Source organism: Streptomyces sp. NPDC005402 (assembly GCF_040606575.1).
Lineage (GTDB): Bacteria > Actinomycetota > Actinomycetes > Streptomycetales > Streptomycetaceae > Streptomyces.
Genome location: NZ_JBEXFB010000029.1, coordinates 18,477 through 31,424, shown reverse-complemented (window position 1 = coordinate 31,424; position 12,948 = coordinate 18,477). Strand labels below are relative to the sequence as shown.

The window sequence follows — 12,948 nt, the reverse complement described above, 5'->3', positions numbered from 1 at the left end:
GCCGCCCAAAGTAAAACGAACATTCCTTCTTGACAAGCCGCGGTGACGGCGAGACGGTGTGGATGAATCAAAACGAACGATCCTTCTTTTTAGCGGGGGCGCCTCGACCCCGGAGAGGACCACCATGTCCACCCGTCGCATGATCGCGGCCGTCGTCCTCGTGCCGCTGCTCGCCACCCTGGCCCTGTGGGCCTTCGCCTGGCCCGCCGCCCGCACCGCCCCTCGCGACCTGCCGCTCGGCGTGGCGGGACCGGCCACCGCGACCGCACAGGTGGAGAGACAGCTCCGGCAGCACGAGGGCGCCTTCGAGATCCACCGCTACGCCGACGAGAGGGCCGCCCGGGCGGCGATCGAGGACCGGACCGTATACGGCGCGGTCGTCGTCACCGATCAGGGCCCCGAGTTGCTCACCGCGTCGGCCGCGAGCCCGGTCGTGGCCCAGCTCCTCCAGCAGGCCGTGACCCGGCAGGCCGCGGCGAACGGCGGCGAGGTGCGGATCGTGGACGTCGTCCCGTCCCCGGCGTCCGACCCGCGGGGCGCGGCCCTGAGCTCGTCCGTGCTGCCGCTGGCACTGAGCGGCATCATTGCGGGCGCCCTCGTGACCCTGCTCGGACTGCGCGGTCTGCGTGCCGTGACCGCGCTGGTCGTCAGCGCCGCACTGGTGGGCGTCATCGCGGCCGCCCTGGCCCACAGCTGGCTCGGCGCGCTCACCGGGAACTGGTGGGCGGAGGCGGGGACGCTCGCCCTGGCGTCGTTGGCGGTGAGCGCGGCCGTCGCGGGCCTCGCCGCCCTGGCCGGGCCCGCGGGGATCGGCGCCGCCGCGTTCCTGGTGATGTTCCTCGGCAATCCGTTCTCCGGTGCCGCCTCGGCCCCGCAGCTGCTGCCCGAGCCGGTCGGCACGATCGGCCAGTGGCTGCCGCCGGGCGCGAGCGCGACCCTGCTGCGCTCGGTGTCCTTCTTCGACGGCGCGGCGGCGACCGGGCCCGCTCTGACGCTCACCTGGTGGGCCGTGCTGGGCCTGGGTGCCGTATGGCTGGGGAACGCGCTGAAGGTGCGGGCGAAGGGCGCCACGCCCGCCGCCGACGAGCGGGAACTCGCCCCCGTCGGCTGACCGAACCCGCTCCCCCGTGCCCCTGGCCCGACGGCCGGGGGCACACACGTTGCCGCAGGGGCCGCTACGCGGGGCCGGTCCCCCGGTGATGTGCCGCGATACCGAACCGCTGCTGTTCGCGAGGAGCGGACGCCACCTCGCGCACGGTGGAGACCGCGCTGATCACCGGCTCCTCGACGGGCGCCCGGGACTCCTCCAGCCGTTCGAGGTCGGCGGCGGACACCAGGGCGACCAGCGGCTTTCCGTGTCGTGTGACGACGACGCGCTCGCCGCCGTACACCACCCGGTTGATCAGGTCGGCGAGCTCAGCCCTGGCTTGCGTCACCGGAATCTCGTAGGCCATACCCCCATCATAACGTCACGTACGTCCTGTACATTTTTTACAGACAGCTGTCCGCAGCGAGGAGGGGTACGCCATGACCCGACCGACCGCCCGCCATGTCCTGCCCGAGTTCCATGAGCGCACGAGCTTCGGGCAGAAGACGATGGATCCGTACTCGAAGCTGCTGGAGGAGCGGATCGTCTTCCTCGGGACGCGGATCGACGACATCGCGGCGAACGATCTGATGGCGCAGTTCATGTACCTCGAGTACCAGGACCCGGACCGGGACATCGCGCTGTACATCAACTCCCCCGGCGGCTCGTTCAGCGCGATGTCGGCGATCTACGACACCATGCAGCACGTCAGTTGTGACGTGGAGACGACGTGTCTCGGACAGGCCGGCTCCTCCGCGGCGGTGCTGCTGGCGGCGGGCACCCCGGGCAAGCGGTCCGTACTGCCGGGCGCCCGGGTGGTGATCCACCAGCCCGCGCTGAGCGAGCCGGTGCAGGGGCAGGCCGGCGATCTGGCCATCCAGGCCGAGGAGTTGATCCGGGTGCGGGGCCGCCTGGAGCAGATGCTGGTCCGGCACACCGGGCGCAGCTCCGAGCAGGTGAGCGCGGACATCGAGCGGGACAGGATCCTGGACGCGCAGGGCGCCCTGGACTACGGCCTGGTGGACGCGATCGTCCCGAGCCGCAAGTCCTCGCACTCCGCTCCGGGCGCGAGGTGAGCCCTCGATGGTGCCGGACCTTCCACCGCTGCCCGCGCTCACACGCGCCGAGGGCGAGCTGATCGACCGTTATCTCGACGTGGTCGACCTGCTGGGCCGGATCAACCCGGCCCGGCGCGAGGACACCTACGGCGGACTGCGCGCGGCGCAGGCGCTGGTGAGCAGGGCGGCCGAGCTGCGGGACGCGCTCGTGCTGATGCACGGCCGGGGTGAGCGCGAACTGCACGCCGCGACGCTGGCGCGGGCCCTGCGGGTCCTGGACGGAGAGCGGCGTACGGCCAGGGTCACCGTGCCGCCCGAACCCGGCAATTGACGCATTGACGCGCCGGCTGTGACTCCGGACGTTCCACGGGTCTGACGGGGCGTCCGGAGCTCGGTTGAAACGGACCAAAAGACGTACCGCCGTTTGCAGGAGGCGCGAGTCCTTTTTCGCGCCCGTCCGGGTTGCGCAATGCGCGTGTTTCAGGTGGGGGATGAGGAGTTCCTGTGCTGGTCGAGGGGGCAGCGGACCCCTCGACGCCTCTTCGAACGCTCATGTGTCCACCCGAACGGGTGAGTGGTGAGTAACAACACAAATCCCCGGTTCCATTGGGTTTTTGGGACATCCGTGCGCCAAGATCCCTGACTGACGACAAGCCCCCGCCACAACGGCGGGGCGATCCGGGCGGACGCCGAGTCCTGCCGCCGCCCGGATGACCGGTCGACAGGAGTGGATCGGCAGGAGTGGAGGACCCAAGCACGACGGGTCGCCGGAACGGTCACGCCATGGCCGGGCCGAGCATCCCTTGGGGTGAAGCCGCGTCAGCGGCCGGGCAACTTCGCCAGCCCGAATCCGACAGGTCATCCTTCACAGGCGGCTGACGAAGGGTTGCGCATGACTGCGCTCAATCGTGTCCCGTCGCTGATGGTCCGGGCCGGTACGGCCTCGGCCTTCGCCATCGCCGCCGTGGGCGGCTCCGTCGTGGTGCCGGGCGTCGCAGCCGACGCCGCCGCCGCGACGCCGGCGACGAAGGCGCTCAAGGTAGCGGCCTCCAAGAAGGGCTCGCCGTACAAGTACGGCGCCACAGGACCCCGCCGCTTCGACTGCTCGGGGCTCACGCTGTACTCGTTCAAGAAGGCGGGCAAGAAGCTCCCGCGCACGGCGGCCCAGCAGTACAACAAGACCCGCCACATCGGCTCGGGCAGCCGCAAGGCCGGCGACCTGGTGTTCTTCCACTCGGGTTCGAACGTCTACCACGTCGGCATCTACGCCGGGAAGGGAAAGATCTGGCACGCCCCGAAGACCGGGGACGTGGTGAGGCTGCAGAAGATCTGGACGAAGAGCGTCTGGTACGGCCGGGTCAAGTGACGCCCCCGAGGGGGCGGCGGCGACCTGACCTCCCGCCGCCCCCTCGGGCTCCCGGGGGCGCGTGACACGCGCTCAGCTGGTTATCCGCGCCCGCATGGCCGACCACCGCCCCTGCACCGCCCGCTACGAGACCCCGCTGGAGCGCGCCGACCGCAACTTCGGCGAGCTGCTCCAGGAACTGCGCGTCACCCAGACCGGGGTGCAGATCCTCTTCGCCTTTCTGCTGGCCCTGGCCTTCACCCAGCGCTTCCCGTCCCTCGACACCTTCCAGCGCAGCACGTACGTCACCACGCTGCTGCTGGCGGTCGTCGCGGCGGCCCTGTTCACCGCACCGGCGGCCCTGCACCACTCGCTCTTCCAACGCGGCGCCAAGGCCCGCATCGCGCAGGTCTCCTCCCGGCTCGCCACGGTCGGCATGGGGGTTCTGGTGCTCGCGTTCACCGGCTCCGTACTGCTCGTCGTGGACGTGACCACAGGCCGGGCCGGCGGAGTGGCCGCGGGCGCGGCGACCCTGCTGGTGTGTCTGGGCCTGTGGGGCCTGCTCCCCCGACTGGTCCGGCGGGCGGGACTCGCCGAGGACCGCAAGGCGGCGCAGTCGCACTCCACCCCTCCGTCGGCGAGGCGCGAGGTGATCAGGCCGCGAGCAACGGCTCGGCCAGGAGCATCACCCCGAGAACCGTCAACACGCCTCCGGTGACCCCGGCTACGGCCCGAGCCGCCCGCGGCCGACGCTGCCACCGCCCCCAGCAGGCTGAGATGGGGGCCTTGGGATGGGCACGCGTTCGTGACGAATCCCTGCCGCAACGGCCGCACCGCCGCCTCGGCTTCCCTCTGACGTCGGTTCGACGGCCTCGCGTCCCCCGTGGGGCGGGTTACGGCTCCTGCTGTCCGGCGGCCGTGACCGGCTCCGCCGGTACCTTCCACGGGAGTTCGATGGAGACGGTCTTGCCGCCTTCCCGGGTGGGCCTGACTTTCAGCCTGCCGCCGTACTCGGCGGCGAGCCAGCGGATGATCACCATCCCCCGTCCGTTGTCCTGCTGGACCGCGGCGGGCAGACGCTTGGGGAAGCGGGGGTGGCTGTCGGTGACGCCGATGCGCAGTTGTTCGTCACGGTCCAGCTCGAGGTCCACCGTGAAGGTGGGTGACTGCCCGAAGGTGTGCTGTACGGCGTTGGTGGCGAGTTCGGAGACGATGAGCCGGACGGTCTCGGCGGCGTCCGTGGTGGGCGGCAGCCCCCACTCCGCCAGTGTGCTCAGGACATAGGTGCGGGCCGCGGAGACCGAGGCGGGTTCGCTCGGCAGAGTGACGGATGCTTCCAGGTGGTCTGCCATGGCGACGTCGTCCCTTTCCCACAGGACCGGAGTCCGACACGGTGCGGATGGTTCGAGTACGGTCCCGGACTGGTGGTTCATCGCCAGAGTGCCACCACCGAGGCTGTGACGGGTGCCGATCCACCAAGATGTGCATATATCTGTCGCTCGAAGCGGTGAACTCTGCGACGCGAGACCGTATTTGGGCGGCTCGTAAGGAGTAAGGAGTAGCGCCATGCAGCACGGTCCCGCGGTGCGCCGGCGGAAACTGGGCGCCGAACTGCGTGCGTTGCGCGCGAGTGCGGGGCTCACCAGCGGCGAGGCGGCCCGGCTCGTGGGCTGGCACCAGTCGAAGGTGAGCCGCATCGAGACCGGTGCCAGCGGGGTGAAACCGGCCGATGTGCGGTTACTGCTCGACGCCTACCGCGTGGGGGACGCGAATCTGCGGGAGCTGTTGCTGGTATTGGCGGGTTCCGACGAGAACGGCGGCCGGCACCACTGGTGGCACGCGTACCGGGGCGTCCTGCCGCCGACATACCGGGACTTCATCAGTCTGGAGGCCCAGGCGAGCACGATGCGCACGCTGGAGACCTCGGTCGTGCCCGGCCTGCTCCAGACGCCCGAGTACGCCCGTGCGGTGACCAGGGCCGCGGTGGAGGGTCTCGACGACGAACGTCTCGACGCCCTGGTGGAGGTCCGGCTGGCCCGTCAGGACATCCTGCGCGCACAGCCGCCACTCGAGTTGAGCGCCGTCCTGGACGAGGCGGTGCTGCGGCGGGAGGTCGGCGGCCCCGAGGTGATGGCCCGTCAGCGCAAGAGACTCCTGGAGGCGGCGCGGCTGCCCCAAGTGCGGCTGCAGGTACTGCCGTTCGCTGCCGGGGCACATGTGGGTATCACCGGGCCTTTCGTTATCTTCTCATTTTCGCGCACTTCTGATCTGGATGTGGTTGTTCTCGACCACTTGACGAGTAGCCTCTATCTCGAACGGAAAGAAGACCTCCAGGCCTACACCGAGGCCTTCAACACCCTTCGGATCCACGCCCTTTCGCCCGAGGACTCGTTGGATTACCTCGCGGGGATGGGTGACGGCACGTAAGGAGGCACCATGTCTGCACTGCCTCGGAACGTAACCTCCAGTACCCGACTGCCCGAAGTGCGCTGGCTGCGCAGCAGCTACAGCACTGGGGCGAACAACTGTGTGGAGACGGCGAGGCCGTCGGCCGGGCCGTGCGCCGGGCTGCTCGCCGTACGCGACTCCAAGAATCCGGACGGACCCGCGCTGCTCTTCTCCCCCGAGAGCTGGGCGGGCTTCGTCCGGGCGTTCTGACCGTTTCAGTCCGTTCGGTGCACGGCCGTGTCACGCCGACTCATGGTCGTGTTCCGCCGATCACACGTACAGCGCGTTCGATCTGCTCCTCGGAGAGGTCCGCGCGGGCGGTCAGCCTGAGCCGTGAGATGCCGTCGGGCACGGAAGGGGGCCGGAAACAGCCCACGAAGAGCCCGGCGGCACGGCAGTCGGCCGCCCACTGCAGGGCCTCCTCCGGGGAGGGTGCGCGCACCGAGACCACCGCGGCGTCCGGACGTACCGCTTCCAGACCCGCGGCGGTCAGACGTGCGTGCAGTCCGGTCGCCACCTCGCGCGCGCGTGCGGCCCGCTCGGGCTCACGGCCGAGCAGTCGCAGGGCCGCGAGGGCGGCTCCCGCCGACGCGGGGGCCAGACCGGTGTCGAAGATGAATGTCCGTGCCGCGTTGACCAGGTGCTCGATCACCCGTGCGGGGCCGAGGACGGCGCCGCCCTGGCTGCCGAGCGACTTGGACAGCGTGACCGTGACGACCACGTCGTCGGCGCCCGCGAGTCCCGCCGCGTGCGGGGCTCCGCGGCCGCCGGCGCCGAGCACCCCCAGGCCGTGGGCGTCGTCGACGACCAGGCCCGCGCCGTGCTCCCGGCATGCCTCGGCGAGGCCGGCCAGCGGTGCCGCGTCGCCGTCGACCGAGAAGACCGTGTCGGACACGGCGAGGGCGGGCCCCTCGTGCGTGCCCAGTGCCTTGCGGACCGCGTCCGGGTCGGCGTGCGCGACGACCTGGGTCGTACCGCGAGCCAGCCGGCAGCCGTCGATGAGGGAGGCGTGGTTGCCCGCGTCGGAGACGATCAGTGAGCCGTGCGGGGCGAGCGCGGTGACGGCGGCCAGGTTCGCCGCGTATCCGGAGGAGAAGACCAGCGCCGCCTCGAAGCCGCAGAAGTCGGCCAGCTCGCGCTCGAGTTCGCCGTGCAGCTCGGTGGTGCCGGTGACGAGCCGGGACCCGGTCGCACCGCCGCCCCAGGTCCGCGCGGCCGTCGCGGCGCCTGCCACGACCTCGGGATGGCGGGCCAGGCCCAGGTAGTCGTTGCTCGCGAGGTCCAGCAGCGGCGAGTCGGCCGGACGCGGCCGCAGGGTCCGTACGAGTCCGGCCCGCCGGCGCGCCGCCGCCTGCTCGTCGATCCAGCCGAACGCCATGGGTCCTCCGGGGCTTTTGTAGACAACGGACAGACCCTAGTCGCAGCAAACGCTACCCACGGTGTGGCAATACCCACACGTCGCTGCGGGTGTGTTGTGCGATCCCTACCTTGGCCCGGGGCGGGTCCGTAAGACAGGATCGGCTCTCATGGACCTGCTGAACACGCTGGTGGACAAGGGGCTTCGGCGCGAGCTGCCGACCCGCGAGGAGGCGCTGGCCGTGCTGGCCACCTCCGACGACGACCTGCTCGACGTGGTGGCCGCGGCCGGAAAGGTGCGCCGGCACTGGTTCGGGCGTCGGGTGAAACTCAACTATCTCGTCAACCTGAAGTCCGGGCTGTGCCCCGAGGACTGCTCCTACTGCTCGCAGCGGCTCGGCGCCGACACCGGCATCCTGAAGTACACCTGGCTCAAGCCCGACCAGGCCTCCCAGGCCGCGGCGGCCGGGCTCGCGGGGGGCGCCAAGCGGGTCTGCCTGGTGGCCAGCGGGCGCGGTCCGACCGACCGTGACGTGGACCGGGTCGCGGGCACCATCAAGGCGATCAAGGAGCAGAACGAGGGCGTCGAGGTGTGCGCCTGTCTCGGTCTGCTCTCCGACGGCCAGGCCGAGCGACTGCGCGAGGCGGGCGCGGACGCCTACAACCACAACCTCAACACGTCCGAGTCGACCTACGGCGACATCACCACCACGCACACCTACGCCGACCGGGTCGACACCGTGAACAAGGCGCACGCGGCCGGTCTGTCCGCCTGCTCGGGCCTGATCGCGGGCATGGGCGAGAGCGACGAGGACCTGGTCGACGTCGTGTACGCGCTGCGCGAGCTGGACCCCGACTCGGTTCCGGTCAACTTCCTGATCCCTGTCGAGGGCACCCCATTGGCCAAGGAGTGGAACCTCACCCCGCAGCGCTGTCTGCGCATCCTGGCGATGGTCCGCTTCGTCTGTCCGGACGTCGAGGTCCGCATCGCGGGCGGCCGCGAGGTCCATCTGCGCACGATGCAGCCCCTCGCCCTCAACCTGGCCAACTCGATCTTCCTCGGCGACTACCTCACCACCGAGGGCCAGGCCGGCAAGGCCGACCTGGAGATGATCGCGGACGCAGGGTTCGAGGTGGAGGGCGCGGGCGAGGTGACGCTGCCGGAGCACCGGGTGACCGGCGGCTGCCATGAGAGCGCGGACTGCGGCTCCCACGAGGGCGGCGGGGTCTGCGGTACGGCCGCCCCGGCCGCGCCGACGGTGAGCGAGCCGCGCACGGACCTGGTCGCCGTACGCCGTCGAGGTGCCGGAACGGACCTCGCGCCCAATGCCTGATCTGCCCCTCCTGCCCGTGCCGGAGCTGCTGGCGCTCGACCGGCGGCACGTGTGGCATCCGTACGGTCCGATGCCCGGCCGGGTCGACCCGCTCGTCGTGGAGTCGGCGAGCGGGGTGCGGTTGCGGCTCGCCGAGGGCCCGGAGCTGGTCGACGGCATGTCGTCCTGGTGGTCGGCGATCCACGGCTACAACCACCCGGTGCTGAACGAGGCGGCGCGCGAGCAGCTCGGGCGGATGAGCCATGTGATGTTCGGCGGGCTCACCCACGAGCCCGCCGTCCGACTCGCGAAGCTCCTTGTCGACATGTCCCCCGAGGGCCTGGAGCATGTCTTCCTCGCCGACTCGGGGTCGGTGTCGGTCGAGGTCGCGGTCAAGATGTGCCTGCAGTACTGGCGCTCGCTGGGCCGTCCGGGCAAGCAGCGCCTGCTGACCTGGCGCGGCGGCTACCACGGTGACACCTGGCAGCCCATGTCGGTGTGCGACCCCGAGGGCGGGATGCACGAGCTGTGGTCCGGGGTCCTGCCCCGCCAGGTGTTCGTGGACGCTCCCCCGGCCGAGTTCGAGGAGTCGTACGCCGATCGGCTGCGCGCGGCGATCGAGCGGCACGCGGACGAGCTGGCCGCTGTGATCGTGGAGCCGGTGGTGCAGGGCGCGGGTGGGATGCGGTTCCACTCCCCCGCGTATCTGCGGGTGCTGCGCGAGGCGTGCGACGCGCACGACGTACTGCTGGTGTTCGACGAGATCGCGACCGGATTCGGGCGCACGGGCGCCCTGTTCGCGGCGGAGCACGCGGCGGTCACGCCGGACGTGATGTGTGTGGGCAAGGCGCTGACCGGCGGTTACCTGACGATGGCGGCGACCTTGTGCACGCCTCGCGTGGCCGACGGCATCTCGCGGGGCGAGGTGCCGGTGCTGGCCCACGGCCCGACGTTCATGGGCAATCCGCTCGCCGCGTCGGTGGCCTGCGCGTCGATCGGGCTGCTGCTGGGGCAGGACTGGCTCGCGGAGGTCAAACGGATCGAGGCGGGGCTGCGGGAAGGGCTGGAGCCGGCCCGTGCGCTGCCCGGTGTGAAGGACGTACGGGTTCTCGGCGCCATCGGGGTCGTGCAGCTGGACCACGACGTCGACATGAAGGCCGCGACGGAGGCCGCCGTGCGCGAGGGCGTGTGGCTGCGGCCGTTCCGCGACCTCGTCTACACGATGCCGCCGTACGTCACGGGTGACGAGGACGTGGCACGGATCGCGCGCGCGCTGGGTGCCGCCGCCCGGGAGGGATGACATGCCGGTACTGGTGATCACGGGAACGGGCACGGAGGTCGGCAAGACCGTCACCACGGCTGCCGTCGCCGCCGCCGCGCTCGCCGCCGGACGGACGGTCGCCGTCCTGAAGGCCGCGCAGACCGGCGTACGGCCGGACGAGCCCGGGGACGCCGACGAGGTGGCGCGGCTCGCGGGTGGTGTGACGAAGGCCGAACTCGCCCGCTATCCCGAGCCGTTGGCCCCGGCGACGGCCGCCCGGCGGGCGGCTCTCAGGCCGGTGCGTCCGCGGGAGGTCGCCGAGGCCGCCGCCAAACTGGCCACCGAGCACGATCTGGTGCTGGTGGAGGGGGCGGGCGGGCTGCTCGTCCGCTTCGACGACGAGGGCGGGACGCTGGCCGACGCGGCGGAGCTGCTGCGGGCGCCGGTCCTGGTCGTGGCGACGGCCGGCCTGGGCACCCTCAACACCACGGAGTTGACGGCCCGCGAACTCCGCCGCCGTGGGCTCGACCTGGCGGGGGTGGTGATCGGCAGCTGGCCCGACTCCCCTGACCTCGCCTCGCGTTGCAACCTCGCGGATCTGCCGGACGTGTCCGGGGCTCCGCTGCTCGGCGCCCTGCCCGCCGGTGCCGGCCGGCTGACCCCCGTCGACTTCCGTGCGGCGGCGCCGGGTTGGCTGGCTCCGCGGTTGGACGGGACGTGGGACGCGGAGCTGTTCGGGGTGCGCGAGGCGCCCTGAGAGACCTCTAGGGAACCTCGCTCTCGGCGATGAGCCGGACCAGGTCGATGCGGGAGCGGATGCCCAACCGGGTGAAGACGCCCCGCAGATGGTGGTCGATCGTGCGCGGGCTGAGGGCCAGGCGGGCGGCGATCTCGCGGTTGGTGGCGCCCTCGGCGACCATGCGGGCGACCAGCAACTGCTGGGCGGTGAGGCGGGCGGCCGGGTCGACGGCGTGCGTCGGGGCGGCGGGGGCGCCCAGGGCGCGGAGTTCGGCCCGGGCCCGGGCCGCGCAGTGCGGAGATCCGAAGTGGTCGAAGGCCTCCAGGGCGCTGTGCAGGCGGTCGCGTGCCTCCGTGCGGCGGCGCAGTCGGCGCAGTGCGCTGCCGAACAGCAGCTCGGTGCGGGCCCGTTCGAAGTCGCGGGTGCCGCGCGCGTGGAGGTCGAGGGCGGTGCGATAGTGCTCCACCGCCTCCTCACCGGGGGCCAGCAGGGCACGGCAGCGGGCGCTCAGGGCGAGATCGTCGGCGCTGTGGACGGCCGTGGCCCAGCGGTGGTAGTCGGCGTGGGCGCCGCGGGCGATCCGGGTGTCGTCGGTGCGGACGGCGGCCTCGACGTAGTGCGGGGTGGCCAGGTGCCGGATGGCCCGGTGGCCGTGGCCGGGGCCGAACCCGGCGAGGGCGCGCAACCGGGCCGCCGCGCCGGCGAAGCGGCCGTCGGTGAGGTCGAGGAAGGCGAGCGCCCACTGGGCGAGGGCGGCGGGCAGGCCGAGGCCCCTGGCGAGGGCGTACGAGCGTGCGGCGGCTGCGCGCTCACGGCAGACATCGGCGTCTCCCGTGATCGCCGCGAACATGGCCAGGGCGGCCTGGAGATGGCAGGCCCCGTTGTCCTGCCCGGTGGCGTGCGCCAGGTGCAGGGCCTCGGTCGCTGCGGCCTGTCCGGCCTGTGGGCGGCCGGTCCAGAAATCGGCGTAGGCGCGGAACTCCATGGCCTGGGCGACGACGGCCGTCGTGCCCCGGGCGCGGGCGGAGGTGGCGGCGCGGAGGGTCGCGGTGGCGGCGCGGGTGTGGTCGCCGAGCATCAGGGCGGCTATGCCCGCGTGGACGAGGAGGGTGGGATCGCCGCCGGGGCCGCAGCGCCCGGCCGCCGCCCGGAGGAGGTCGCGGGCGTCCTCGTAGCGCCCTTCGAAGGCGGCCGCGAGTCCGCCGAGCGTGCCGGTCGGCGCGATCCCGAGCCGTCCGGCGACCCGGGCGGCTTCCCGGCAGCGGCGCAGGTCGCCGGTGTAGACGGCGGCTTCGGTGGCGCGGGCGAGGAGATGAGCGGCGGGATCGAAGGTCGCCTCGCCTTGGGTCACCGCACGGTCATGACCCACCTCCCCGTCGTAGGTCACTGCACCGTCACCTGGTGTCCCAGCCGCCTCAAGAGAATCGTTCCCTCTCGTGGTTCTCGCGCGGTGGACCGCTGCCCCAAGGAGCGCGTCGAACGCCTCCGCGGCGTTGCCCGCGCGCAGTGCGAACAGGCCCGTGAGGGCGTCGTCGGCCGTGCCGTCGGCCGCGAGGCGGCGGGCCCGGTCGCCGTCGCCGGCCTGCCAGGCGTCGGCGGCGGCACGTGTCACCAGACGGGAGCGTTCCGCCGGATCCGGGCAGAGCGCGGCGGCACGCTCCAGCAGCGCCCGCGCCAGAGCCAGGTGTCCGGTGCGCCGGGCCGTGTCCGCGGAGCCGCGGAGCTCCGCCGCGAGCCGTCCGCTCGGACCGAGCGCGCCCGCGCCCCGGTGCCAGGACCGACGGGGCGTCTCACCGTCGCCGTGCAGCACGCCGGCCAGCAGTCGGTGGACGTCACGGCGGTCAGCCGGGGAGCCGGACTCGTAGGCGGCGATCCTCGTCCAGGCGTCCCGGAAGACCACTCCGCCCGCTCCCGAGTGCGCCACGCCGACCGCCTCCGCGCTCTCGAGCGGGCGGGTGTCGAGGCGGGCGGCGGTGACGGCGCGCAGAAAGGCGTGGGTGGCGACCGGGTACTGGTCGGCCGCCGCGAGGAGCAGGAGGAGGCGGGTGTCGTCGGGCAGGGCGCGGATCTCCGCGCGCATCGAGTGGAGATGCGCGGGGGCGAGGTCGGCGGGTTCGGTGGGGAGCGGGTCCAGGCCGGCCGACTGACGGTCGCTCAGCAGCCTCACGAGTTCGGCCGCGGCGCGCGGATCGCCGTGAACGGAATGCAGCAGCCGCACCCTGACGCCCTCGGGAAGCGCCGAGATCACGCGCCGTGGAGGCGAAGTAGGTGTCTGATGCGGGGGGTTCACCGGAGTCACCACACAACTCACGTTACTGGCGAGTTAATTGACCCGTAAAGA

Annotated in this window: 14 protein-coding genes and 1 riboswitch; of the genes, 10 read left to right on the top strand and 4 right to left on the bottom strand. The window is 72.1% G+C overall.

Going from position 1 to position 12,948, the window contains the following annotated elements:
- Positions 1-124: 124 nt before the first annotated feature.
- Positions 125-1,111: an ABC transporter permease gene (locus ABZT02_RS38640; protein WP_356026425.1), complete on the top strand. Its 987-nt coding sequence runs from the start codon at positions 125-127 to the stop codon at positions 1,109-1,111.
- A gap of 64 nt (positions 1,112-1,175) precedes the next feature.
- On the opposite strand, the gene ABZT02_RS38635 is transcribed toward ABZT02_RS38640, so the two are convergent.
- Positions 1,176-1,454 carry a type II toxin-antitoxin system Phd/YefM family antitoxin gene (locus tag ABZT02_RS38635; protein WP_356026423.1) on the bottom strand — a complete coding sequence of 93 codons (279 nt, stop codon included), beginning with the start codon at positions 1,452-1,454 and terminating at the stop codon, positions 1,176-1,178.
- Between the two features lie 73 nt (positions 1,455-1,527).
- Between ABZT02_RS38635 and ABZT02_RS38630 the strand changes: the two genes are divergently transcribed.
- From ABZT02_RS38630 to ABZT02_RS38615, 4 genes are all read left to right on the top strand, one after another.
- A complete protein-coding gene (locus ABZT02_RS38630) occupies positions 1,528-2,163 on the top strand; it encodes an ATP-dependent Clp protease proteolytic subunit (RefSeq protein WP_356026421.1) in 636 nt (211 codons plus the stop codon).
- Between the two features lie 7 nt (positions 2,164-2,170).
- Positions 2,171-2,476 (top strand): hypothetical protein, encoded by a 306-nt coding sequence (locus ABZT02_RS38625; RefSeq protein WP_356026418.1) that lies wholly within the window; start codon positions 2,171-2,173, stop codon positions 2,474-2,476.
- A 346-nt stretch (positions 2,477-2,822) separates the two neighbouring features.
- Positions 2,823-3,034, top strand: a riboswitch (cyclic di-AMP (ydaO/yuaA leader).
- A gap of 3 nt (positions 3,035-3,037) precedes the next feature.
- A complete protein-coding gene (locus ABZT02_RS38620) occupies positions 3,038-3,511 on the top strand; it encodes an NlpC/P60 family protein (RefSeq protein ID WP_020122382.1) in 474 nt (157 codons plus the stop codon).
- Between the two features lie 94 nt (positions 3,512-3,605).
- Positions 3,606-4,208 (top strand): DUF6328 family protein, encoded by a 603-nt coding sequence (locus ABZT02_RS38615; protein WP_356026415.1) that lies wholly within the window; start codon positions 3,606-3,608, stop codon positions 4,206-4,208.
- Positions 4,209-4,383: 175 nt separating this feature from the next.
- Here the strand turns inward: ABZT02_RS38615 and ABZT02_RS38610 are convergent, their stop codons facing one another.
- Complete coding sequence (locus ABZT02_RS38610; protein ID WP_356026413.1) at positions 4,384-4,842, bottom strand: ATP-binding protein; 459 nt, start codon at positions 4,840-4,842, stop codon at positions 4,384-4,386.
- A gap of 214 nt (positions 4,843-5,056) precedes the next feature.
- On the opposite strand from ABZT02_RS38610, the gene ABZT02_RS38605 reads away from it, so the two are divergent.
- Together ABZT02_RS38605 and ABZT02_RS38600 are read left to right on the top strand one after the other, a co-directional pair.
- Positions 5,057-5,917: a helix-turn-helix transcriptional regulator gene (locus ABZT02_RS38605; protein WP_356026410.1), complete on the top strand. Its 861-nt coding sequence runs from the start codon at positions 5,057-5,059 to the stop codon at positions 5,915-5,917.
- Between the two features lie 9 nt (positions 5,918-5,926).
- On the top strand, positions 5,927-6,148 hold the full coding sequence (locus ABZT02_RS38600) for a DUF397 domain-containing protein (protein WP_356026408.1): 222 nt from the start codon (positions 5,927-5,929) through the stop codon (positions 6,146-6,148).
- Between the two features lie 40 nt (positions 6,149-6,188).
- Here ABZT02_RS38600 and ABZT02_RS38595 read toward each other — a convergent pair whose 3' ends face one another.
- Positions 6,189-7,316, bottom strand: a complete 1,128-nt coding sequence (locus ABZT02_RS38595; protein ID WP_356026406.1) for an 8-amino-7-oxononanoate synthase — start codon at positions 7,314-7,316, stop codon at positions 6,189-6,191.
- Between the two features lie 148 nt (positions 7,317-7,464).
- On the opposite strand from ABZT02_RS38595, the gene bioB reads away from it, so the two are divergent.
- Genes bioB through bioD form a run of 3 tightly spaced genes read left to right on the top strand, consistent with a single transcriptional unit; the run spans position 7,465 to position 10,625 of the window.
- Positions 7,465-8,628, top strand: a complete 1,164-nt coding sequence (gene bioB / locus ABZT02_RS38590) for a biotin synthase BioB (RefSeq protein ID WP_356026403.1) — start codon at positions 7,465-7,467, stop codon at positions 8,626-8,628.
- Positions 8,621-9,907 (top strand): adenosylmethionine--8-amino-7-oxononanoate transaminase, encoded by a 1,287-nt coding sequence (locus ABZT02_RS38585; protein ID WP_356026400.1) that lies wholly within the window; start codon positions 8,621-8,623, stop codon positions 9,905-9,907. The genes bioB and ABZT02_RS38585 overlap by 8 nt, the downstream gene beginning before the upstream one ends.
- A 1-nt stretch (position 9,908) precedes the next feature.
- Entirely contained in the window at positions 9,909-10,625 is a 717-nt protein-coding gene (bioD, locus tag ABZT02_RS38580) for a dethiobiotin synthase (RefSeq protein ID WP_356026398.1), read from the top strand.
- Positions 10,626-10,632: 7 nt separating this feature from the next.
- On the opposite strand, the gene ABZT02_RS38575 is transcribed toward bioD, so the two are convergent.
- Positions 10,633-12,855 carry a LuxR C-terminal-related transcriptional regulator gene (locus ABZT02_RS38575; RefSeq protein ID WP_356026396.1) on the bottom strand — a complete coding sequence of 741 codons (2,223 nt, stop codon included), beginning with the start codon at positions 12,853-12,855 and terminating at the stop codon, positions 10,633-10,635.
- Positions 12,856-12,948: the final 93 nt, after the last annotated feature.

Coding starts and splice junctions, on each gene's coding strand:
- bioB (WP_356026403.1), top strand. CDS start 7,465: ATGGACCTGCTGAACACGCTGGTGGACAAGGGGCTTCGGCGCGAGCTG.
- ABZT02_RS38630 (WP_356026421.1), top strand. CDS start 1,528: ATGACCCGACCGACCGCCCGCCATGTCCTGCCCGAGTTCCATGAGCGC.
- ABZT02_RS38595 (WP_356026406.1), bottom strand. CDS start 7,316: ATGGCGTTCGGCTGGATCGACGAGCAGGCGGCGGCGCGCCGGCGGGCC.
- ABZT02_RS38635 (WP_356026423.1), bottom strand. CDS start 1,454: ATGGCCTACGAGATTCCGGTGACGCAAGCCAGGGCTGAGCTCGCCGAC.
- bioD (WP_356026398.1), top strand. CDS start 9,909: ATGCCGGTACTGGTGATCACGGGAACGGGCACGGAGGTCGGCAAGACC.
- ABZT02_RS38615 (WP_356026415.1), top strand. CDS start 3,606: ATGGCCGACCACCGCCCCTGCACCGCCCGCTACGAGACCCCGCTGGAG.
- ABZT02_RS38585 (WP_356026400.1), top strand. CDS start 8,621: ATGCCTGATCTGCCCCTCCTGCCCGTGCCGGAGCTGCTGGCGCTCGAC.
- ABZT02_RS38610 (WP_356026413.1), bottom strand. CDS start 4,842: ATGGCAGACCACCTGGAAGCATCCGTCACTCTGCCGAGCGAACCCGCC.
- ABZT02_RS38620 (WP_020122382.1), top strand. CDS start 3,038: ATGACTGCGCTCAATCGTGTCCCGTCGCTGATGGTCCGGGCCGGTACG.
- ABZT02_RS38640 (WP_356026425.1), top strand. CDS start 125: ATGTCCACCCGTCGCATGATCGCGGCCGTCGTCCTCGTGCCGCTGCTC.
- ABZT02_RS38600 (WP_356026408.1), top strand. CDS start 5,927: ATGTCTGCACTGCCTCGGAACGTAACCTCCAGTACCCGACTGCCCGAA.
- ABZT02_RS38605 (WP_356026410.1), top strand. CDS start 5,057: ATGCAGCACGGTCCCGCGGTGCGCCGGCGGAAACTGGGCGCCGAACTG.
- ABZT02_RS38625 (WP_356026418.1), top strand. CDS start 2,171: ATGGTGCCGGACCTTCCACCGCTGCCCGCGCTCACACGCGCCGAGGGC.